The sequence below is a fragment of the Nakamurella antarctica genome, assembly GCF_003860405.1.
Taxonomy (GTDB): Bacteria; Actinomycetota; Actinomycetes; order Mycobacteriales; family Nakamurellaceae; genus Nakamurella; species Nakamurella antarctica.
The window spans coordinates 3,142,672-3,164,282 of sequence record NZ_CP034170.1 but is presented as its reverse complement, the minus strand read 5'-3'; the positions used below and the strand labels follow the sequence as shown (position 1 = coordinate 3,164,282).

The window sequence follows — 21,611 nt, the reverse complement described above, 5'->3', positions numbered from 1 at the left end:
GAACTAGCGGAAGACGGGTTCACCTTCGGTGCGCGGCAGCACGCGATGCAGTACGTCGGAGAGCGACACGACGCCAACAAATCGTCCGTCCTCGATGACGATAGCCAACTGTTGGCTGCCCGCGCGCATGCGGGCAAGCGTCTCGTACACGGGCGTGGCCGCTGGCAGCACAAGCGCGTCGCGCGCCAGGGGAGCTGCGGCCGCATGCGAGGCTTCGAGCAGGGTGTCGCGCACATGGATCACCCGGGGCACAGCGGCTTCCGGGGCCCCGAGAAGGATGCGCATGTGGCCGGATGATGCCGCCGCGGCCTGCACGTCGGCCACGGTGGCCGTCGCCGGTACCGCCGTCGGTGCGGTACCCACCTGGACCAAGGCGTCGAGCCGCAGGGTCTGAAGTTCGATAACGCCTTCGAGTGGCAACTGGTATGCCAGCTCTAGGGTTCCCGCCTGGGCCGATAGCTCGACCAAATGCCTGATGGTGGCTGCGTTCTGACCACCGACCGCAGCGCTTTCGACGGGCTCCACACCTGACGCGCGGACGAGGGAGTTGGCTATGTTGTTGACCCAGCCGAGCAACGGCCGGAATATCGCGATGTAGAGCCGCGAGGGGATACCGGTTGCCGTGGCGGCGGTCTCAGGGTGCGCGATGGCCCACGATTTCGGCGCCATCTCGCCGACAACGAGGTGCAGGAAGGTGACGATGAGCAGGGAGAGCCCAAACGCCAGCCCGCCACCAGCCCAGTCGGGCAGCCCCCAGCCGGTGAAGATAGGTCCGAGCCACGCATCGAGGGCGGGCTTGGTCACTGCGCCAAGGGCGAAGGTGCACGCAGTAATCCCGAGCTGCGCACCGGCGAGCATGAGGGTCAACTCGTTGACGCCTTTGAGGGCGGCCCGGGCCGACCGGTTGGTCGCCGCCCGCTCCTCGAGCCGATGGCGGCGGGCACCGAGTAACCCGAATTCGATGATGACGAAGAACGCTGTGAGCACGATGAGTGCGATGGTGACGAGTGTGACGACGAGACCGCTACTCATCGGTTTTCATCCCCACAGTCTGTTCTCGGATTTATTGGCGCATCGGGCGGCGGGGAGTCCGCCCCGTCGCGCGTTACAAGGGTGACCCGCACTTGGCTCGGCACATGCCGTGCGATCGCGAGTACGTCGACCTCGAGAAAGCGGTTCTTTTCGACGTCGTGCACCAGGTCTGCCGGGTCGTGCGGCAGCTCAATGACCACCCGCTGGCCCAAGCGGGGCAGCCCGCCCACATGGGAAATGATGAGTCCGGCCACAGTCTCGAAGTCACCTTCGGGCAGCTCGTAACCGATCGCCCGGTGCATCTCATCAACCTGTACGTCACCGTCCATCTGCCACACGTTGACGCCGTCGCTCCGAACCGAAGGCGCCGCGTCGTCGTCATGTTCGTCGGTGATTTCGCCGACTACTTCCTCGGCGAGGTCCTCCAGGGTCAGCACCCCGGCGAATCCGCCATATTCGTCGATGACGCACGCGAGTTCGCTCTTCGAGCTGGTCAGTGCGGCGAGCGCATCCGGTAGCGCCATCAGGGACGGCAGAACGGATGCCGGCCGCATGATGCTCGTCACGGGCGAACCGGTAGGCAGCGCGGTGGCAAGCACGTCGGCCAGATGTACGACGCCGAGCGGCTGACTGTCGTTGTCCACCACGGGATAGCGCGTATGAGCACGGGCCATCATCGCCCGCACTTCTCCGATGGTGGTTGCCGGTGAGACGGTATCGACAAGTGAGCGGGGGATCATCGCGTGCTCGACGTCGCGCTTGGGAAAATCGAGGATGCGGTCGATCATCAGCGACAACTCGGCTGGCAGGTCGCCGCTGGCGTGCGAGTCGGCCACGATGCGTTCGAGGTCTTCGGCGGTCGCGCTCGTGTCTACGTCATGGACAGGCGTGATGCGCAGCAGGCGCAGCAGCGCATTGGCGGCGGCGTCGAAAACAGTGATCAGCCAGCCGAACAGCATGAGGTAAGCCGTCGTGGAGCGCGCGAGGCGGCGCGAAAGGGCCTCCGGGCTGGCGATGGCGAGGTTCTTGGGGTAGAGCTCCCCAAAGATCATCTGCACGATCGCGGCCACCACCAGCGTGAACATCGTGCCCGCTGTGACGCTGACTCCCAGCGGAATTCCCACTCCGCCGAGCAGGGCTCCGATGGATTTGCCGATCAGGGGCTCGGCAACAAAGCCGACCAGCAGCCCGGTGACGGTGATTCCCAGCTGGGCGCCCGACAGCATGAATGACGTGCGCTTGGTAACCGCGAGCGCGCGAGCGGCCGTTTCGTCGCCAGCGGCCGCCTGCGCACCTAGTCGGGTCCGGTCCACAGACATGAAAGCAAATTCCTGTGCCACGAAGTACCCGTTTGCGGCAATGATGGCCAACGTCAGAGTGATTCCCAGCAGGGCGAGAAGGATTGCTTCGATCATCGTAACGCCCCCGAAAGCGTGGCGACTTCAGGAGCGTGCCGGGCGTAATGCGAAGGTTCGCTGGCATCGGAGCCAGCGGAGATGGCCGTGGAATCCACAGTCGGAGCTCAACGCCTTTCCCAGGGGTAACAGGTAATGAAACCCCAGTGTAAAACACGTCGACCGGAATGCTCGAGTGAGCGTGCGCTTAGGTTCGTGGCCTAGTGTGAAGTGACGGGATCAGCAACCCGCACATTCTGATCTGGGCTGCTCTCGCCCGGACGCGCAGACAGTTGGGAAGAGCGAAATGACAGTGCTCTCGTACGCAGCAGGGTTGATCGCGTCCGCGTTCATCCTCGTCGGATTTGGGATGTTGATCCGAGCCGGATTCAAGATCGCCGCCATCGTGAAACTCGGCCAACCGGACGAGACCCGCAACGGCGCCTTTTGGCCGCGCTTCAAGAACATGGGCACCGAAGTTCTCGGCCACACCAGGATGCTCAAATGGGGCATCGTCGGGGTCGCGCACTGGTTCGTCATGGTCGGATTCGGCGCTCTGTTTCTGACGCTGGTCGAAGCGGTCGGCGAGACCTGGAACCCGAAATTCGAGATCCCACTGCTCGGACATTGGGCGCTCTACGGCCTCTTCGTCGAGCTCATCGGCCTCACCACACTGCTCGGCATCGGCTATTTGATCTTCGTCCGGCAAAGAAACCACCCGCGCGTAGCCGAGCGTAAATCTCGTTTCTTGGGATCCAACTTCGCGCAGGCTTATTTCGTCGAATTCATCGTTGCGTCGATCGGCGTCTGCATTTTCCTCATCCGTGGATTTAAAGCCGCCAATGGGTACTTCGATTACCCGACTTGGGCCACCCCGATCTCCACAGGCCTGGGCAAGATCCTGCCAGCCTGGCCTGCGGCCATCTCGGTGGTCGCGCTGATCAAGGTAATTCTGTCGATGATGTGGGCCATCGTCATCGCGCAAAACCTGACTATGGGGATCGCGTGGCACCGGTTTACCGCCTTCTTCAACATCTATTTCAAGCGTGAGGAGTCCGGCGCTGTCGCGCTCGGCGCGCTGAAGCCGATGATGTCGAACGGGGCGGTACTGGACTTCGAAAAGGCCGACCCCGAGGTTGACGTTTTCGGCGCGGGAAAGATCGAGGATTTCTCGTGGAAGGGCTGGCTCGACTTCACCACCTGCACCGAATGTGGCCGCTGCCAATCGCAGTGCCCGGCGTGGAACACCGCAAAAGCGTTGTCCCCCAAAATGGTGATGTTGCAGCTGCGCGATCACGCCTTCGCCAAAGCCCCGTACCTGGCGGCTGGCGGCGGCATGGACATGGCGGGTAACGAGAAAGCCACCGACGCGCAGCTGGCGCACTTGGACCCGCTGCAGCTCGCTGAAGCCCGCCGCCCGCTGGTCGGCACCGCCGAACAAGACGGCGTCATCGATCCCGCGGTGCTGTGGGACTGCACCACCTGCGGCGCCTGTGTCGAACAGTGCCCCGTGGACATCGAGCATGTCGACCATATCGTCGACATGCGCCGCTACCAGGTTTTGATCGAATCGGAGTTTCCGTCCGAGCTCGGCGGCCTTTTCCGCAACTTGGAAAACAAGGGAAACCCGTGGGGTCAGAACAACAAAGACCGCATGGGATGGGCCGCAGACCTCGAGTTCGACGTCCCCGTCATCACCGACGTCATGAATGACGACACCGAATACCTGTTCTGGGTCGGCTGCGCGGGGGCCTTCGAGGACCGGGCGAAGAAGACCACGCGGGCCATTGCCGAACTCCTGAACATCGCGGGCGTCACGTTCGCGGTGCTCGGGACCGGAGAAACCTGCACCGGCGACTCCGCCCGCCGCGCTGGCAACGAGTTCCTCTTCCAGATGCTTGCTTCGCAAAACGTCGAAACCATCAACGCAGCCTTTGGCTCGCGCGAGCAGAAGAAGATCGTGGTCTCCTGCGCGCACTGCTTCAACACGCTGCTCAATGAGTACCCCGCGCTCGGCGGCGAGTACGAAGTGGTGCACCACACGCAGCTGTTGAACAAGCTGGTCCGCGACAAGAGACTGGTTCCCCTCAAGCGGCCGTCCGCTCCGACCGCGCTGACCACGTACCACGACCCCTGCTACCTCGGCCGGCATAACAAGGTCTACGAACCGCCGCGCGAACTGATCGAAGCGACTGGCGCCACCTTCCAAGAAATGCCGCGCAACCAGTCCCGCTCCATGTGCTGCGGGGCCGGTGGCGCCAGGATGTGGATGGAAGAAAAGATCGGCAAGCGGATCAACGTCGAGCGCGTCGATGAGGCAATCTCCACTGGAGCCACCGCGGTGGCAACCAGCTGCCCGTTCTGCTCGATCATGCTCAATGACGGCATGACGGCCCGTCTGGCGGACGGCAGCGCCACCGCGGGCACCGAAGTGAAGGACGTGGCGCTGATGTTGCTCGCGTCCGTCAAGGGCTGATCTGCTCGTGGCTGTCGATCTAGCGGCACTCTTGCACGCTCTGCAGCCCCGGCTAGACGCGGGCGAATACGTGTTTGTCAGCGTTCCTGGCGCGCCGGACCTCACGGCCCTGACGGTGCTCGCCTTCGTCGCCGAAGATGAGGGCGCCACGTTGGTGATCCCCCGGGGGGAGGCCGACAACCGTTGCTGGGCCTACGATTTCGTAGCGGCGAGGATCACCTTGCTGGTACATTCACCGCTCGCTGCAGTGGGGCTGACGGCGGCTGTTGCTGGTGCACTCGGCGAGGCCGGGATTGCCTGCAATGTGATCGCTGGCTTTTTCCACGACCATCTGTATGTCCCCGTCAATCGAGCCGACGAAGCGATGACGGTGCTGCGCAAGCTCGCCGCCGGATGATGCGAACAGACGCCGCTCCCAGGGGTGCTCCCGGATGAACATCACCTTGGGCTTGCTCGTCATTGTCGGAGTGGTCTGTCTCGTCAGCGCGCTCTCCCGGCGCTTCAATCTGTCAGCGCCGCTGGTGTTGGTACTCCTCGGGCTGATTAGCTCCTTCCTTCCTTTCACCCCGGACGTGGTGCTGGAGCCGGACCTGGTGCTGATTGGGCTGCTCCCGCCGCTGCTGTATGCGGCAGCAATCCGGACGTCACTGATCGACTTTTCCGCCAACCGCAGATCGATCGGGATGTTGTCGATCGGCTACGTCATCTTCGCCGCCGTGGGCATCGGATTTTTGACGCACGCGCTACTCGGTATTCCGCTGGCCGCGTCATTCGCGTTGGGCGCGGTGGTGGCGCCCCCGGATGCAGTCGCAGCGACCGCAATCGCGCGCCGGGTTGGGATGCCGCGTCGGGTGGTGACCATCCTCGAGGGCGAATCGCTCGTGAACGATGCCACGGCGCTGGTGCTCTTTCGCACCGCGATCGCGGCGGCAGCGGGGGGTAGCGCAAGCTTCGTGGGCGTGGCGGGGAATTTCGTGCTGGCGGCTGGCGGCGGGGTCGTCATCGGGGTTGCGGTGGCGTTCGCCCTGGTCCAGATCCGTAAGCGGGTCAAAGACGTCATGGTGAACACCACGATGAGCCTGGCCGCCCCGTTCATCGCCTACATCCCGGCCGAAGAAATTCACGCTTCCGGAGTGCTGGCCGTGGTGGTCGCCGGATTGCTCATCGGGCACAAGTCGCCGGCGATGCCCAGTGGCGCCTCCCGGGTCAGCGAGCGCACCAACTGGGCCACGGTGCAATTCCTGCTCGAGAACTCCGTCTTTTTGCTCATTGGCCTGCAGGTGAAGGCAATCGTCGCCGACGTGCAGAAAGATTCGCTTCCGCAGCCAACGATTTGGCTATCCTGCGCCGCGATACTTGTTGCGGTGCTGGTACTTCGTCCCATCTGGGTGTTCCCCGCGACCTACCTCCCATTCGTTTTGTCGAGAAAGATCCGGGAGCGTCAGACACGTCCGCCGTGGCAGGTTCCCGCGGTGGTGTCGTGGGCGGGGATGCGCGGCGTGGTGACCCTCGCCGCTGTATTCGCGCTGCCAGACGGCTTGGAACACAAGTCCGTGTTATTTCTCGCGGCACTGGTGGTGGTGTTCGGGACCCTCATAATTCAGGGCTCCACATTGCCATTGTTGGTGCGCCGCTTGGGTCTTCGCGGACCGGACCCCCGGGAGGATTTGCTGCAGCACGCTGCCACCATGCAAGCCGCCACGGAAGCGGGGCTAGCCGCCCTCGATAGCCTCATCACCCCCGACGACCCGCCGGAGGTGCTCGCGATGATCCGGCGCCGCACCCAGGAACGCGGACTTTCCGCTTGGGAAAGGTTGGGACGCCCGGAGTCTGAGAAACTCACGCCCAGCCAGCGATATGCCGTTCTCCGCCTCAAGATGCTTGAAGCCGAGCGCGCGAAGGTGCTTGAATTACGTAACTCCGGGGCCGTTGCACACGAGGTGCTCAGCGAGGTGCTCGGACGCCTCGATGTGGAAGAGTCGATGCTGGACTCTCGCCTTGAGCAGGAAGCGCCGCGCCGGGATGAGGACCTCGTCACCCCGAAGAGCCTTGAGAACAAGGCCGGTTGCGAACATCTGGGCAAGGCATCAAGCGATACCCCGCCGCTCAGCACCGAATGCCTGGACTGTGCCCGAGAGGACACTCGGCCCGTCCACCTGCGAATATGCCTGAGCTGTGGCAATGTCGGCTGCTGCGATTCCTCGGTCGGACGGCATGCCGATCGGCATTTCAAGGAATCCGGCCATCCGGTGATGCGCAGCTTCGAACCCGGCGAGGCCTGGCGCTGGTGCTACCTGGACGAGCTGCTGGGGTAGCTCGTCTGGGCGCGGTTAGCGCTCCAGCGTGTACCAGCCGGAGCGGGTCATGCCCGTGATCACGGCTCCGCTATCCAACGCGGGCTGCAGGATCGCCCGCTGCGCGCGGCGCCACGACAGCGCCGCCGCGAGATCGGTTTTCGCCAAAGCTTCGATGTCGGTGGGGGTTCCGCAGAGCTGCCGCATTTGTTGGGCCCCGGAGAAGACTTGCGGCGCCGAGGGTGCTCGATCCGATGGCCACAGCGCCGACTTTTTCATCTCCGCATCCGTGATGGCGGGCTCTACCAACGTGCCGGACGCGGCAATTATTGCCTCGGGGCTGTTGAGGTTCCAACGGACCAAAACGCGATCGGTCTCCTGTTTCCGATTGACGTCGTCGTCGATTTCCCCGTACAAATTTGGTAGGTATTGAATCGCTTGCGCGCCCAGCAGCGTCATGTTGAAGAAGCCATTGCGACGCTCAAGCGGGTCGAACGTCCAGTCGATGGTGTCAACCCCGCGGGCCAAGGCCCATTCGCGTTGATGCATTTTCAACGACCACCCCACGCGGCGGCCGCGCGCCTTTGAGGCAACAGCGGCGACATGGGAGTGCATCGCCAACGAGCTGGTGGGGGCCTCCCGAGGGTGCTGCCAGGGCCGGATCTCGCCGAAGGCGATGGCGACACCGATCAACTCGTTGTCGATGAAGGCGCCGCCGACGTAGCCGCCGGCTAAAGACACAGCGACAGTGAGGTCGGCGGGAACATGGCTGACACCATCCGGGCTGAAGACGTGCCCGATCAGACGGGCGGCCGCGTCGAACTCCGTAATCCCGGAGAGAATACGCACCTCAAGGGCATCGGGGTCCTTACGTTTGGGTGCTGTTTTCACCATCATCGGGATGGGTGTGGAAGTGGGTGATTTGTCAGGCGCCATGGCCCATTCTCCCATGAGTGGCGACCTTGCGGATTTTGGCAACACAGCTTTGGCTCTAGGCGCGGCGGGCCGACCGACCGACCCTGCGCATAGAGCAATGCCCCGGAGCCGAAGCGCCGGGGCATTGCTAGAAGCGGGGTTACCTACTTGACGAAGAGGCTGACGCCTCCTGGGCCCACGAGGAGACCCACCACGATCAGCACGATGCCCCACAGCAGCTGCTTACGGAAAATTGCGAAGATTCCTGATACCACCAGGATGACCGCGAGGATCCACAGAATTAGCGCCATGACTTGTCTCCTTTGTCTGCGAGAACTGCACCCATTGCAGCAGTCGCTGCGATGTTCACAGAGCCTGATACCCCATCACGAAGATTTCACACACAACGGGGCGAATTCTCTCCCGCTACTGCGCGGGAGGCGCCTCAAGACTGCAGGATGCGCGCTTTCGAAGGCAGGCGGAGAAAGTATTTTGCCAAATCGCGAAAGATCCCGATGGCAGCCGCGTCTCATCCACAGAACGCGAAAATTGCAGATCACCGCTTCGCTCGCTTGACAGCAAATGGGAAAAAACCGACAGCCGTCGGTCTATGTGGTGTGGGCAAAAAACGCAGAACGACTTCATCGATTGAGTGTCAGGTTTCACCCTAAGGGGTGGACATTTAGTATTTGAGGGTTACGGCTTGCGAACTTCATCGAACAGATTAAGGTCCTTATCAGGCCTTTTACCAACAGGAGAGTTACAATGAGAATCCAGACCGTGACTGTGCGTCACACATTGCGAAATGTCACCGTCGGCATCATTGCAGCCGCAACTGTTTTCTTGGCCCCCTCGGCATTCGCCGAGGATGCCGCCCCGGAGAGTGCGGCTTCTCAATCGGTAGAGCCTGCAGCTCCGGTGGTGGAGGCAGCCCCCGCAGGGGCAGATGCCAGCAGTCAAGCTTCCGACACTGTGGCGCCGGAGGCTCCCGAAACCGTCATCGAAATCATCGAAGCAACCTCCCAGAGCCTGCCCGCTCAGGAAGAGCCCGCAAAGATTAGCGTTGCCCCCGTTGAGGTTCCCGCAGCCGAGGTTCCCGCTGTTGAGGTCGCCGGTACTTCCGCAGTTGAGGAAACTGTCATTGAGATCATCGACGCGGTTTCCTTCTCAATTGCTCCAGTGCCCGCCGCAGTCGAGGCCCCAGCAGTCGAGGCCCCAGCTGTCGAGGCGACCGCAGTCGAGGCCCCCGTTGTCGAGGCTCCCGCGGCTGTTGCTTCTGCACCCGTCGCAGCGCCCGTGGTTATCACCCCGGCTGTCGTCCGGCCAGTGGTCGCTGCTGCACCCGCCGCCGTCAGCGCTGACGCACCCGCCGCTGCTGCACCCGCCGCCGTCAGCGCTGACGCCGCCGCCGCGGACGCACCCGCCGCTGCTGCACCTGTCGCGGTGATCGCTGACGCACCTGCCCCCGTTGTTGTGACAACCTCCGCGGTCGATCCCAGCACCTCGTCGGCGGCGGTCATCGCTGCCACGTCGTCGCCGGCTTCGGCCACCGCGGTTGCCTCCGTCCTCACGATCGCCCCCGCTGCGGCCGAGTACAGCACTTCTGCTCTGCTCTGGGTCTTGCCGGTTCTCGCACTCCTGGCCCTCGTCGCGGGCATGGTTATCCGCGCGTCGCGCCACGAGAACTGATTCGCAACCAAAACTGATTCGCAACCAGAACTGACGTGCAACCAGAATTGACGTGCAACCAGAACTGACGTGCAACCAGAACTGACTCGCCGCGAGATCTGACCAGGTACAGACGACCAGGGCGACGAGGGAGATAACGCACCAAACCTCAGCCGTACGGGTCGACCAGGTGTAGCAAAACATTGCGGTCCGCGGCGGTCCCACCTCCAACGTGTAGTGACAGGTCAGGGACCCGCCACTGCGAATCGTTAGCAGCGAGTTCTCGTGACAGGCCAGCTATAGCCAACACGGAGTCGGTGGCCCCGGACCACGGCAATTCGCCAGAGTGGTCCAGCATCGTGGTGGCGATTGTCAGGACGGCATTATCTGCGCGCAGTACCTCGACAATCCGGCCCTGTTGGGGAAAGTCGATCAACGACGGTGTGGTTACTTCCCACCAGGGGTGCCGTCCAGGATGCGCAGTGACCCGGCTGATATGGGTGTGCCCGTTCAGCCAGAGAATCAGGCAAGGGTGGCCCTCCAACGCTGCGGCGAATTCCGCACCCAGCACCCGACGGGGAGCACCAGGAGACACGGTGTCGTTGACTAGATCCTCGGAGGTGTGATGGGAGGCGAGCACGATGTAGCGCTTCTCAGCATCGGCGCTCACGAGCTCGCTTTCGAGCCACGCTAGCTGGCCAGGCTCAATACTTCCCTGCCAGCCGCCATGCTCGTTAACCGTGTCCAACACGAGGACGGTGATCTGCTGATGGTCGTAGCGGTAGTAGGCAGTGTGGGGCGCATCGCGAGAGAAACCATGACCAATCGGGCGTGCTCTGTCGTGGAAGTGGGCGCCAATAAAATCGTCGCGACTGATGATGCGGCGCAACGGGTCTGCGGTTATTTCGCGGACGGGAAGAGTCGACCACAGTGCCAAAGTTGCAGGATCGCAGGAGTCGACACCTGCACAGAAGCGCGCTATCTGGTCCAGCGACCAGTCGGGCGGCACATCAATGGCGCGCTGTCCGGCCGTGGACCCCTCGCCCAAACTCCCCGTTGCGTTAACTTTGCCTTGGATCAACTGATCATGGTTGCCATGGACGGCTAGCCACGGCATTTGGAGGCCGCCGGCGGTGAATGGTTCGCGGAGCGCGTCGAGGAGGCCGGGGGCATCCGGAAAGCCGTGGAGTCTGCGCGGCCGGTCCGGTCCGTGTTGCGACGACGGGTCGGGATGCCAGTAAGACTCATTCCAGTAGTCGTGGTCAGCGCTGCCCTCGTAGCGGCTGCGGTCGCCAGAATCGGGGACGATCGGTCCGCCATCGAGAAGGTTGATGTACCAACCTAACTCGTTCGCGTGGGCATTGTCCGTGACGTCGCCGGTAGTGATTGCCCAGTCCAATGGAGCTCCTCCGACTGGTCCGCGCCTGACCGCGTTCAGCGCTCGTACCATCGCCTCTCCCACTTGGACAGTCACACAGTCCTGCGCACGGTAGCTGCCGATGATGCCCAAGGTGGACTTGAGTGGCGAGTCGTCGTCGGCCCAACGGTCCAGAAAGTCTGCGCGCGCCGGTGACTGGGAATCGCACAGGTGCAGATCAGACAGGTGGCCGATGGACAGGAGCGGATTTCCAAGATTTGCCGGAATCGAGGCTAACTCGGCCCGGGAAATATGAGATTCCCCGGGCCCCAACGTCAGGGACCAGTAACCCAGCGGAGATCGTGCGCCGCCGATGACGGTGGCCCGATCGGTGGTGGTCATTGTGGTCCCAGCCTGCTGTGCGTGGACGAACCCGCCGTGCCGTGGTGCACGCGACAGACCTACTTCGCGGCGGTTGCCAGCAGTACTGGCAACCAAGTGACGCTGCGTGTGTCGATCAACTTGCCACCCGAAACCACCGAGGGGGTTCCGCTCCCGCCGGCCGCTGCGAGTGCATCCGAGTTGGCCTTATAGGCGGTGGTGGCTTGTTCGATCATTGTGCCGTTGCTGATGCAATCCGCCGCTTCGGTGGCGCCGTTCTGTTTCGCTGCCTCGGCCAGCTCAGCATTGGTGTAGTCGTAACTGCCATTTTCCTTCGGCTGGAACTTGGAGCCAAAGAGCATTCCGTGGAAGCTGCTGAACACGCCTGGCTTTGCGCCGTCGAGGCTGGCGACGCAGATCATCGCTGCGCTGGCCCTTGTCGAATAGTCTTTCGATTTTGACGCACCATCCAGGAAGGCAAGTGTGCGATAGCTCGCACTGAGCGAGCCATCATTGATGGCCTGACCGATGGCCGAGCCGTTGGCTTCTTCAAAAGCGCCGCAAGCGGGACATAACGCATCCTCGTAGATATCGGCCTTCACGCCGCTGGTGCCAGTGGCAAGCGTGATGACCCCGTCCTGGAAGGTAGCGGTACTCAGCGGCGCGGATGCCTCCGTCTTGTATTGAACGTCGCCTTTGTTGTTGGTGACCACGCCGAGCACCACGACAGCGATGACGAGTAGCAGGGTCACGCCGCCAATAAGGAGTGTGGTGCGGCTGATCCCGCTGGATTTACGGGCCGCGCTGACCGACGATTTAGCTGCCCGCTTAGCGCTATTACTCATCGGCTTGGCTCCGCGGACCGCGTTCTGATCGGACGTTGGCTGGGCAGAGTTGTTGCGGTTGTCCGCGCTCTTCGGCGACATAGTTTTTTCTAAGCTTTCGTCGGAGGGGTTCGGCACTGCACGGGCATGGCACCCGTGGCTTCATTGTGCCTTGCCCTAATTTCTCACATGACTCGTATAGCCAGTGTGGGTACGGTAGGGGGGTGCCTGAAACCCCTGTGTCCCCTAATCTAGCCGCTGAACGCGGTATCAGCGATGACGCTAGCGACGAGTTGTACAACGACGCTCATAACAGCGCAGCTACGGGCGGCACACTGCGCGTTCTCCCAAAGTTTATCGGGTGGCTGTTAGCCGCCGGCGGCGCGGTGGGTCTGGTGGCTGCTTTCATCCTGACCTGGGACAAGTTAAAGCTTCTCGCCGACCCGAATTACCTGCCCTCGTGCACCATTGGCGCTAACTTCTCTTGCGTGTCGGTGATGGAAAGCCCGCAGGCCTCGCTGTTCGGGTTCCCCAACTCCTTTCTAGGCATGATCGGGTTCGCAATCGTGGTCACGCTGGGCGTGGTGATCATCACCGGATGGAAACCGCCGCGATGGATGTGGTGGGGTTTGCAAGCGGGCGCATTGCTAGCGGTGGTGTTAGTGCATTGGCTCATCGTTCAAAGCCTGTATGAGATCGGCACATTGTGTCTGTATTGCATGGTGACGTGGACGGTGACGATCCCGATCTTCTATTACGTCAGTCTGATCAGCGTCGTCAACGACCCAGCGCGGCTGGCCGCGATCGATGACGGCGATCGCTCCCCGGGTCTACCGCGACTGCACTGGCTCGCACCGCTGGTGTGGCTCGGAGTCATTGCCGCAATGATTCTCCTGCGCTTCGCATGATGTGACTTTCGTCCCTGATCGGACAACGCCGTGAGCTCGACGAATTTCAGCGACCGTCGAGGTGGTGGCTCCTGTGGCTTCCGCTCGACTCCTGCGACTTCGCGGGCATGGCTTGGCTCAGTACCAGTGATGGTTTCGACCCTGCAGTGGACGCGAAGAAGACCGTGCAAACCGCGATCGATGAGGTTTTTGTCGGAGACGGTGTCACCCAGTGGGGCCCATCGAGAGCCCCACTGGCGCACCACGTACTACTCGCTCGGCCACACCCAGTTGGTGATCGCGGGATCGTCCTCGCCGAACTCGCGGGTATAGGCGCGGGCCGAGAGCCGCGCGTCAGCCATGCGCTGCCGCAATACCGCCGCGCTGCTCCCCAACGACCCGACCCTGTCGATCACGTCCATGACCAAGTGAAAACGGTCGAGGTCGTTAAGCATCACGATGTCGAACGGCGTGGTGGTCGTCCCTTCCTCCTTGTAGCCGCGGACGTGGATCTGCTTGTGGTTGTTTCGGCTGTAGGTGAGGCGATGGATCAACCAGGGGTATCCGTGGTAGGCAAAAATGACTGGTTTGTCGGCGGTGAACAAAGCATCGAAGTCGCGGTCCGACAGCCCATGTGGGTGTTCTGCTTCAGACTGCAACCTCATCAAATCGACGACGTTAATGACGCGCACTTTCAGCTCCGGCAGGTTCCGGCGCAGGATGTCGGCGGCGGCCAACACTTCGAGCGTCGGCACGTCGCCAGCGCACGCGAGAACGACATCCGGTTCGCCGTCGGTGTTCCCGGCCCATTCCCAGATGCCGAGGCCACGGGTGCAGTGCGCGACCGCGGCGTCCATGGTCAGATAGCTGAGTGCTGGCTGCTTACCCGCCACGATGACGTTCACGTAGTTGCGGGAACGAAGGCAGTGATCCGCGACCGAAAGCAGGGTGTTGCCGTCCGGCGGAAGATACACCCGCACGATTTCGGCTTTTTTGTTCATCACGTGGTCGATAAATCCGGGGTCTTGGTGCGAGAATCCGTTGTGGTCCTGGCGCCACACATGCGAGGACAGCAGGTAATTCAGCGAGGCGATAGGGCGGCGCCACGGGATATGCCTCGTCGTCTTGAGCCATTTCGCGTGCTGATTGAACATCGAATCGATGATGTGAATGAATGCCTCGTAGCAGTTAAAAAGCCCGTGCCGACCGGTCAGCAGGTAGCCCTCCAGCCAGCCCTGGCACAGGTGCTCGGATAGCACCTCCATGACGCGGCCATCAGGGGACAGATGGTCATCGCCGTCAAAGGTGATGGCGTCCCACGCACGGGTGGTTTCTTCAAACACTGTTTGCAGTCTGTTGGAAGCGGTTTCGTCCGGTCCCATTAAACGGAAGTTGTCCGGGTTGTGGACAATCACATCGCGCAGCCAGGCACCGAGAACCTTGGTGGCCTCATGCATCTGGGTTGCTGGCGCCGTGACTTCGACGGCGTAGTCACGGAAGTCGGGAAGGCGCAGATCACGCAGTAACGCGCCACCATTGGCATGCGGGTTGGCGCTCATCCGCCGATCGCCCGTGGGAGTAAGGGCTTGGAGCTCCGGCAGCAATCGGCCCTCGTCATCGAAAAGCTCTGCGGGGCGGTAACTGCGCAGCCACTCCTCGAGCTGGTCCCGGTGTTCGGCGTTGGTCCGGGTAGCCGCCAACGGCACCTGGTGGGAGCGGAAAGTGCCCTCAACAGGAAGCCCGTCAACAACTTTCGGGCCGGTCCAGCCCTTCGGGGTACGTAGCACGATCATCGGCCACGCCGGTCGGTCAGTCACACCGTTCTCGCGCGCATCGTGCTGGATTTGCGCGATCTTGTCGGCTGCGGTGTCCAAAGCGGCGGCAATGAGTTGGTGTACGTGAGCCGGATCCTCACCCGTCACGAACAGCGGGTCGTAGCCGTAGCCGCGCATCAGGTCGGCCAGTTCGGATTCGGGGATCCGGGCAAGCAGCGCCGGGCTCGCTATTTTGTAGCCGTTGAGATGCAGCACCGGAAGCACGGCGCCGTCCGTCACGGGGTTCAGGAACTTATTGGAATGCCAACTCGCCGCGAGCGGGCCAGTTTCGGCCTCGCCGTCGCCGACGACGCACAGCGCGAGTAGGTCAGGATTGTCGTACACGGCACCGAAAGCGTGCACCAGCGCGTAGCCGAGCTCACCGCCCTCATGGATAGACCCTGGTGTTTCCGGCGCCACGTGCGACGGGATCCCACCTGGGAAGGAGAACTGACGGAACAGGGCGCGAATTCCGTCGGTGTCGGCGGTGATGCCTGAGTACACCTCGCTGTAGGTGCCGTCGAGGTAGGCGTTGGCGACCAGCGCCGGCCCGCCGTGGCCGGGGCCGGTGATGTAGATGGTGTTGAGGTCGCGGGCCTTGATCAGCCGGTTCATGTGCACGTACAGCAAGTTGAGACCGGGGGTGGTTCCCCAGTGGCCCAGCAGCCGAGGTTTGACGTGCTCGGCGAGGAGGGGCTCGCGCATCAGCGGATTGTCCAGTAGGTAGATCTGCCCCACGGACAGGTAGTTCGCCGCGCGCCAGTAGGCGTGGATCAGTGCCAGCTCTTCGGGACTGAGTGTGTCCGGCGCGAACGACTCGCGCTCATTCGTTTTGGACGAGGGTTCTCCTGTGCTTTGCGCTTGTGTGATCTGTGATGCAAGGGTCATCTGAGAGCTTCCTGTCGAGGATCGTCATGCCAGTTCACCCCAAGCATCCCCGCTGAACCAGATTGGCACCAGTAACCGTGGTGCCTACGAGGGCGGGACTTTAGGCACTGGACACAGCCGTCCGGCAGGTTTGTTCTGAGCGTGCGGAGAGTTACGTGGGAGACGAGCACTCCACACTCCACACTCCACACTCCACACTCCACACTCCACACACTGCCGCTTCGAGTCAGGCCTGTCGATTTGCCGGGCTGAATCCGATCGGCTGTGTCGACTCTTCGGCTCGAATCACGTGGGTCACAGCGTTGATCAGGGCCAAATGAGTGAAGGCCTGCGGGAAATTGCCTAGATGTCGGCCGGTCTTGACGTCCAACTCCTCGGCGTACAAACCGAGGGAGGATGCGTGGGACAGCAGCCGACCGCAGAGCTGGACCGCGCGATCGAGTTCGCCAACCTCGACCAACGCTGACACAAGCCAGAACGAACAAATGGTGAAGGTGCCCTCCTCTCCGGAGAGTCCATCGTCGGTTTCCTCGACCCGGTAGCGCAACACCAACCCGTCTTCGGTGAGTTCGTCTGCAATCGCAAGCACCGTCGCTCGGATGCGAGGATCATCCGCAGGCAGGAACCGCACTAGTGGTGCGAGCAGCAATGATGCGTCGAGAGCGTCATTGCCGTACCGCTGGGTGAAGACTCCCCGAGCATCGACACCATTCGCGCAAATGTCGGCATGGATCTCATCGGCTATCACCTGCCATTTTTCGGCAGTCGCATTGGAGTCGTGGAGGCGAGCCAGCCGGGCGCCTCGGTCCAGCGCCACCCAACACATGATTTTGGAGGACGTGAAATGCTGCGGCTCACCGCGCACCTCCCACATGCCACAGTCCGGTCCCTTCCAGTGGGCAGCCGCCTGCTCGACCTGCTCCTTGACGACAGGCCACAGCTCTTCCGGCATTTGCTCGCGGGAGCGGGTGTGCAGATAGATCGAGTCCAATAACGCACCCCAGACGTCGTGCTGCTTCTGGTTGTAGGCGCCGTTGCCAACGCGGACGGGCTTGGCGTCGAAATAGCCGGATAGGTGATCGAGCGTGAACTCCTCGAGGGTGCGCTCGCCGCCGACGCCATACATGATCTGCAGGTCGTTATTGTTGTCGCGGCACACGTCATGGATGAAGTAGAAAAAGTCGTTCGCTTCGCGGTCGAAGCCGAGGGTGTACAGACCCCACAGGGCGAAGGTGCCGTCCCGGATCCAGGTGTAGCGGTAATCCCAGTTCCGCTCCCCACCAGGGGTTTCTGGCAGGGAGGTCGTCGCTGCGGCCATGATCGCTCCGGTCGGCGCGTATGAAAGTCCCTTCAGCGCAAGCGCACTGGACTGTAGGTATGTACGCCAGGGATGGTCCGGAAACGACCCTTGGGTCAACCACTCCCGCCAGTATTCGCCGGTGCGTTCCAGCGCCAGGAAGGCCTCTGTGTAGGTCTGGGGACCGGGTAGTTCGGAGAACGCTAACGTTACGAAGTGCTCATCACCAGCTTTCATTCGTGAGCGGGCCTGAGCGGTACGCCCCTCCTTGCCCATGCGCAGCGATGATGTCAACGTCAGAGTGGGTTGGCCCTCGGCGGCTGCTTGCATCTGGTCGTAGCCGGATCCGGTGTAGGTCCAAGACGGGCCGACGCGGGCGTAGTCGAAGATCGGTTCGACGTGGACCTCGATGTCGACGTTCCCGTAAATGCATTTGATGCTGCGGACCAACACGTGGTCGGCATCCATGTCGGTGGGCGAACGGCGGTGGGTTTTAGAGCGCTCGGCGACGTTGTGCCAGGGGCCCATAATCAGCGCATCGCGCACCACGACCCAGCCCGTTGACGTCTGCCAGGTAGTTTCCAACACCAAGGTGCCGGGCAAGTAGCGGCGGGCGGAGGGAACTTGGACGCCGTACGGTCCGACCCGAAAGCTGCCGCCGGAGCGGTCCAAAAGAGCGGTGAAGATGCTGGGTGAATCCGGACGCGGGATACACATCCATTCCACCGCACCGTTGGGCGCGATCAAGCAGTTGGTTTCGCAGTCCGAAAGAAAGGCATAGTCAGCGATGTGGGGAAAAGTTTCGCCTTCGCGAGCGGTACCCAACGAGGCGGGGACGGGCATCCCGCGGGCCGCCGCGCTGAGGAACGGGGAGGGTGGTGCATCGATGACAACCGCGTTATCGACCCTCATGTCGACTGCGGTCGCAACTGCGCCGGAAGTGTCGTCGGTGGGTTCAGGAGAATCAGTCACAGCTAAATTGTGGACCGGACGGAGGGAATTCCCTAGTCCTGGCAAATTCCTGGACCAAGGAATGGAGTGTTCGCGGGGGGGCCCGCTCAGAACTGAAGGCCTTGCCGCTGCTCTGGCGCGGATTCCACCCCCCGAATCACGCCGGCCGTGACCCCGCTCCCTAGCCTGGTTCGAAAGCCAGACACGTGGAGTTCCGAGCCAGCATCACCCCGGCATAACTCGCGCGCGCGAGAGGGAAGCGCTTTCAGCCGAAAAGTCCGCCCTTAGGGTTGCCACCGGGCGCGACCGAAGCCGCCCACTGCGCGAAAGCCGAAGGGTTGCGAGACTGGACGAGAACGTGTCCTGGTCCAGCGAAGTCGAAGACAAAACCCTCGCCGCTCTTCATGGACTGGATGCTGCGACCTTCGACTGCCCGGCGCATCCGGAACTGCATGCCCAGGTCGTACGCCACCACGTGGCCGGTGTCGATAGTGATCTGTTCTCCTGGTGCAAGGCTGACGCCGTCAATCGCGCCGTACACGCTCACCACGACCTGCCCTTGGCCGGTGGCCTGCAGGCCGAAGCCGCCCTCGCCGCCGAAGAGGCTGGCTCGGCCACCCCACTTGCTGGTGACTTCGGTGCCATGTGAGTTCGCGATCCAGTTACCGCGCGAGATGAAGAAGGGGCGATCCGGGGTGATCTCGATCGGCACCATGTCGCCGGGCAGAACTCCCGCCACGTCCACCCAGCCGCCCTGCGCGGGAGCTGTGTAAGTGGTGACGAAAAAGGATTCGCCAGACAGCGCGCTGCGCTTGAGGCCAGCGATCAAGCCGCCCTCCACCTTGGCGGAGATGATGACGCCCGAGCTAGTCGCCATCATCGCGCCGCCCTCGACTCGGACAGGCTCGTTGGGGGCCAGGATCAGGCGAGCGACGGTGAATGACGGGTTGTGCCGCAGTTGGGTTTGCATGGGCAAACCGTAACGCCGGGATCGGCTCCGGGGCGGGTGAATCGCAAAATTATCGCTAAGAGCACGAGGTTCCGCTGCGAGTCCAATGTCGGTCGCGACCCAGCAGCGCGAGCAGTTCCGTCAGGTCATCGGTACAACCCGGTGTGGGGATAGCGGCAGCAAAAAGGGGCGCGCCGTAATCCCCGTCATCTTTGACGACCTTCAAAACAGCGCCGACCAGGTCGTTCGGGAATTCATCGTCGCCGCCGGTCGCGCGCGCGAGATCCCAGGCATGGACGAGCAGGTCCGTCGTCAATTGCCAAGCGTAGATAGGCGCGTCGACAGAACCAGCTGATAGGTGCACTTGTCTGGTGAGGGCGCCCGCGTGTGACCACGCGGCTTCACTGGCGGTCGCCGCGATATCCCACGCGCTGGCAGGGTCGCCGCCAAGAACATCGCCATCGCACGCATCACCGACTTCTTCCACACGTTTCCCCGTGAGTAACTCGGGAACCCATAGGTGTTCGGACACCACATGATTGACGAGATCACGGACAGTCCATTCAGTATCCGGCGTACTAAGGCCCCACTGGCTGGCGCGAACGGCGTGCACGCGGGCGCCGAACTGGCCCAGGGCGCTCTTCAGTAGGGGGAGGAGGTTGGTGTGGGTGAGATCCATGATTGCTAGTGTGCCCCGCCCGCTTCTGCGAAGTGGTTCGCGCTGAGATCGGGCAGGGCAGGGCTGGATCTAGATTTGCTGATTTGCCATGCGGACGCGGCGAAGCGCCTACAGTTTGACGAGTTTGCGCTTTTTGACCGAATATCCTGCGGGAAGCTTGCCTTCCGCGAGAAGTCGGATAGGACAGCTCTTACATTTGGGCTTGGTCACGCAGCATTCTTTTTTGATCTTCATTTTCTTGTTCTTGCCGCCCATACTTTGCACGGTAGCAGTAAGGCGTGCCTACCCATATCTGACATGAGCTGTTTCAGGAATTAATCGATTCCGCATAAGGCGGGTCGCGTTTGAGCGATCTGGAGGGCTTGGAAGATGGCACGGGGAGAGAGCAACTCCGATGGCGCGTCCGAGTTCTACACCGGGGACGCTCCCGTATCGGCGCCAGGACTGAGCGGCGAAGCGCCAAGCGCGTATCAACGCGACGGGGCGGGGCAGCAGCAGTTTGGCCAGCCGCAGCTTGGGCCGCCACAGCAGTTTGGCCAGCAGCAGCTTGGGCCGCCGCAGCAGTTTGGCCAGCCGCAGCAGTTTGGCCAGCAGCAGCCGGTTCCCCAGCAAGCGTTTCAAGCGCAGTGGCCCGACCAGCCTTCGCAAGAAGCATGGCTGGGCCAACCGGCTGGACGTACCCGCGGAAGAAGCAGAAGAGCGCAGACTCGAAGGTCCTCCTCCTTCAACAGTTACCCGGCCACCCGACGGCCGAGATTCCCACTGCGGTCTATGATCCTGATTTTTTTTGGGGCATTCTTCGCAGTCGGAGGCATCACGTTTTTCAACAAGTTGCGCGAAGCCACTGTTGATCTACCCGCTACACAGTCGCCAATTGGTGTGGCGCCTGCTCCGTTGACCAGTACCGTTCCGGTTCCGATTACCCCGGTCGGCCAGGCCGCAGTGGTTCAGGTTGGGCAAAGCTCGCTCTCGATCACCGTTGACGGAGCGATGTGGCAGCCCGGAGCGCGATGGGGGGAGTCCGTCAGCGGGGTTTCGGACGGCCACCTGGTGCTGCAGGTCGCTGCTTCCCGCACCGACACTGCGAGCGGGACCGAGCGTATTAGTTGGATCGACTGGAGCTTTGCCGCAGATGACGGGTCCACAGCGGCGCAGGCGGAGCTGACCGGTGGTGGATACGAGCCGTACCTCAATTCCATCAGTCTGGCGGCGGGCGAAAATGTCGGCGGTAACCTCAGCTTTGCCACGAAAGCGACGTCGGGCGTGGTCAGCCTTCGCCGGCAAAATAGACTGGTCGCCACATTCGAGGTCACGTCGGAGCGGTCGGTCGGGCCACTAGCGGCAGTCAACGTCCCGGCGACCAGCCCGGTTGGCGCATTCCCTTTCAGCGTTGACCTGAGCCAGCCCCAATGGCGCTCGGCTTCGGACCCGAACGCCGGTGGTCTCGCGCCAGCGAATGGTTCATGGCTGTGGGCGAACTACACCGCTTCGCTGGTGGACCCCGGTGGTGCTGCCGGCACGATCCGCTACGACAGCTGGCGCTTTCTGCCGGATGGGGGCGGTGAATTCGTCGGGAAGTTGGGCGTCATAGACGGGGGAGCGGCGACGGCCACTCAGGTCGCAGGTGCTGAAGCGAGCACGGGGCGTTTCACTATCGACACCGTCGCCGGACCCGGGACGCTGCAACTGATCAATAAGGATGGCTCAGTGGTGATCTCCTGGGTGGTCGCCGGCCCCTGATCGTTTTGCTCCCCGCGCGCTGTTGTGACAGACAAGCCCTCACCCAGCCCCGGATTCGTCGCTTG

General features: G+C 62.4%; 16 protein-coding genes. 6 read left to right on the top strand and 10 right to left on the bottom strand.

From position 1 onward, the window contains the following. Positions 1-3: 3 nt before the first annotated feature. Positions 4-1,032 carry a CNNM domain-containing protein gene (locus EH165_RS14210; RefSeq protein WP_124800026.1) on the bottom strand — a complete coding sequence of 343 codons (1,029 nt, stop codon included), beginning with the start codon at positions 1,030-1,032 and terminating at the stop codon, positions 4-6. Continuing rightward, complete coding sequence (locus tag EH165_RS14205; RefSeq protein ID WP_124800025.1) at positions 1,029-2,447, bottom strand: hemolysin family protein; 1,419 nt, start codon at positions 2,445-2,447, stop codon at positions 1,029-1,031. The genes EH165_RS14210 and EH165_RS14205 overlap by 4 nt, the downstream gene beginning before the upstream one ends. A gap of 286 nt (positions 2,448-2,733) precedes the next feature. Between EH165_RS14205 and EH165_RS14200 the strand changes: the two genes are divergently transcribed. From EH165_RS14200 to EH165_RS14190, 3 genes are read left to right on the top strand one after another with little or no spacing between them, the layout of a single operon-like run. Next, positions 2,734-4,902, top strand: coding sequence for a (Fe-S)-binding protein (locus EH165_RS14200; RefSeq protein ID WP_124800024.1), 2,169 nt, complete (start codon positions 2,734-2,736; stop codon positions 4,900-4,902). 7 nt (positions 4,903-4,909) lie between these two features. Continuing rightward, the gene (locus EH165_RS14195; protein ID WP_239020603.1) at positions 4,910-5,299 is read left to right on the top strand and encodes an ACT domain-containing protein; all 390 of its coding nucleotides are present in this window, start codon (positions 4,910-4,912) and stop codon (positions 5,297-5,299) included. Between the two features lie 34 nt (positions 5,300-5,333). After that, complete coding sequence (locus tag EH165_RS14190; protein WP_124800022.1) at positions 5,334-7,217, top strand: Na+/H+ antiporter; 1,884 nt, start codon at positions 5,334-5,336, stop codon at positions 7,215-7,217. Between the two features lie 15 nt (positions 7,218-7,232). Here the strand turns inward: EH165_RS14190 and EH165_RS14185 are convergent, their stop codons facing one another. Both EH165_RS14185 and EH165_RS15550 read right to left on the bottom strand, forming a co-directional pair. Next, positions 7,233-8,132 carry a GNAT family N-acetyltransferase gene (locus EH165_RS14185; protein ID WP_124800021.1) on the bottom strand — a complete coding sequence of 300 codons (900 nt, stop codon included), beginning with the start codon at positions 8,130-8,132 and terminating at the stop codon, positions 7,233-7,235. Between the two features lie 143 nt (positions 8,133-8,275). Continuing rightward, a complete protein-coding gene (locus EH165_RS15550) occupies positions 8,276-8,422 on the bottom strand; it encodes a GPGG-motif small membrane protein (protein WP_164479251.1) in 147 nt (48 codons plus the stop codon). Positions 8,423-8,876: 454 nt separating this feature from the next. Here EH165_RS15550 and EH165_RS14180 point away from each other — a divergent pair, with 454 nt between their 5' ends. Then, positions 8,877-9,800: a hypothetical protein gene (locus tag EH165_RS14180; RefSeq protein ID WP_124800020.1), complete on the top strand. Its 924-nt coding sequence runs from the start codon at positions 8,877-8,879 to the stop codon at positions 9,798-9,800. 148 nt (positions 9,801-9,948) lie between these two features. On the opposite strand, the gene EH165_RS14175 is transcribed toward EH165_RS14180, so the two are convergent. Next, positions 9,949-11,538 (bottom strand): TIGR03767 family metallophosphoesterase, encoded by a 1,590-nt coding sequence (locus EH165_RS14175; RefSeq protein WP_124800019.1) that lies wholly within the window; start codon positions 11,536-11,538, stop codon positions 9,949-9,951. Between the two features lie 59 nt (positions 11,539-11,597). After that, entirely contained in the window at positions 11,598-12,443 is an 846-nt protein-coding gene (locus EH165_RS14170; RefSeq protein ID WP_124800018.1) for a DsbA family protein, read from the bottom strand. A gap of 122 nt (positions 12,444-12,565) precedes the next feature. Here EH165_RS14170 and EH165_RS14165 point away from each other — a divergent pair, with 122 nt between their 5' ends. Beyond that, a complete protein-coding gene (locus EH165_RS14165) occupies positions 12,566-13,249 on the top strand; it encodes a vitamin K epoxide reductase family protein (RefSeq protein ID WP_206425988.1) in 684 nt (227 codons plus the stop codon). A gap of 248 nt (positions 13,250-13,497) precedes the next feature. On the opposite strand, the gene EH165_RS14160 is transcribed toward EH165_RS14165, so the two are convergent. The 4 genes from EH165_RS14160 to EH165_RS14145 form a co-directional block, all read right to left on the bottom strand. Next, positions 13,498-15,930, bottom strand: a complete 2,433-nt coding sequence (locus tag EH165_RS14160; RefSeq protein ID WP_124800017.1) for a phosphoketolase family protein — start codon at positions 15,928-15,930, stop codon at positions 13,498-13,500. A gap of 226 nt (positions 15,931-16,156) precedes the next feature. Further along, on the bottom strand, positions 16,157-18,139 hold the full coding sequence (locus EH165_RS14155) for a glycoside hydrolase family 15 protein (RefSeq protein ID WP_124800545.1): 1,983 nt from the start codon (positions 18,137-18,139) through the stop codon (positions 16,157-16,159). A 304-nt stretch (positions 18,140-18,443) separates the two neighbouring features. Beyond that, positions 18,444-19,148 carry a TIGR00266 family protein gene (locus EH165_RS14150; protein WP_124800016.1) on the bottom strand — a complete coding sequence of 235 codons (705 nt, stop codon included), beginning with the start codon at positions 19,146-19,148 and terminating at the stop codon, positions 18,444-18,446. Between the two features lie 55 nt (positions 19,149-19,203). Further along, positions 19,204-19,806, bottom strand: a complete 603-nt coding sequence (locus EH165_RS14145) for a TIGR03086 family metal-binding protein (protein WP_124800015.1) — start codon at positions 19,804-19,806, stop codon at positions 19,204-19,206. Positions 19,807-20,577: 771 nt separating this feature from the next. On the opposite strand from EH165_RS14145, the gene EH165_RS14140 reads away from it, so the two are divergent. Continuing rightward, positions 20,578-21,546: a hypothetical protein gene (locus EH165_RS14140; protein WP_124800014.1), complete on the top strand. Its 969-nt coding sequence runs from the start codon at positions 20,578-20,580 to the stop codon at positions 21,544-21,546. Positions 21,547-21,611 lie beyond the last annotated feature (65 nt).

Bases quoted from the DNA above. Each gene is read 5' to 3' on its own strand.
- EH165_RS14210 (WP_124800026.1), bottom strand. From the start codon at position 1,032: ATGAGTAGCGGTCTCGTCGTCACACTCGTCACCATCGCACTCATCGTG.
- EH165_RS14200 (WP_124800024.1), top strand. From the start codon at position 2,734: ATGACAGTGCTCTCGTACGCAGCAGGGTTGATCGCGTCCGCGTTCATC.
- EH165_RS14185 (WP_124800021.1), bottom strand. From the start codon at position 8,132: ATGGCGCCTGACAAATCACCCACTTCCACACCCATCCCGATGATGGTG.
- EH165_RS14190 (WP_124800022.1), top strand. From the start codon at position 5,334: ATGAACATCACCTTGGGCTTGCTCGTCATTGTCGGAGTGGTCTGTCTC.
- EH165_RS14140 (WP_124800014.1), top strand. From the start codon at position 20,578: ATGATCCTGATTTTTTTTGGGGCATTCTTCGCAGTCGGAGGCATCACG.
- EH165_RS14175 (WP_124800019.1), bottom strand. From the start codon at position 11,538: ATGACCACCACCGATCGGGCCACCGTCATCGGCGGCGCACGATCTCCG.
- EH165_RS14150 (WP_124800016.1), bottom strand. From the start codon at position 19,148: ATGCAAACCCAACTGCGGCACAACCCGTCATTCACCGTCGCTCGCCTG.
- EH165_RS14145 (WP_124800015.1), bottom strand. From the start codon at position 19,806: ATGGATCTCACCCACACCAACCTCCTCCCCCTACTGAAGAGCGCCCTG.
- EH165_RS14160 (WP_124800017.1), bottom strand. From the start codon at position 15,930: ATGACCCTTGCATCACAGATCACACAAGCGCAAAGCACAGGAGAACCC.
- EH165_RS14205 (WP_124800025.1), bottom strand. From the start codon at position 2,447: ATGATCGAAGCAATCCTTCTCGCCCTGCTGGGAATCACTCTGACGTTG.
- EH165_RS14170 (WP_124800018.1), bottom strand. From the start codon at position 12,443: ATGTCGCCGAAGAGCGCGGACAACCGCAACAACTCTGCCCAGCCAACG.
- EH165_RS14180 (WP_124800020.1), top strand. From the start codon at position 8,877: ATGAGAATCCAGACCGTGACTGTGCGTCACACATTGCGAAATGTCACC.
- EH165_RS14155 (WP_124800545.1), bottom strand. From the start codon at position 18,139: ATGAGGGTCGATAACGCGGTTGTCATCGATGCACCACCCTCCCCGTTC.
- EH165_RS15550 (WP_164479251.1), bottom strand. From the start codon at position 8,422: ATGGCGCTAATTCTGTGGATCCTCGCGGTCATCCTGGTGGTATCAGGA.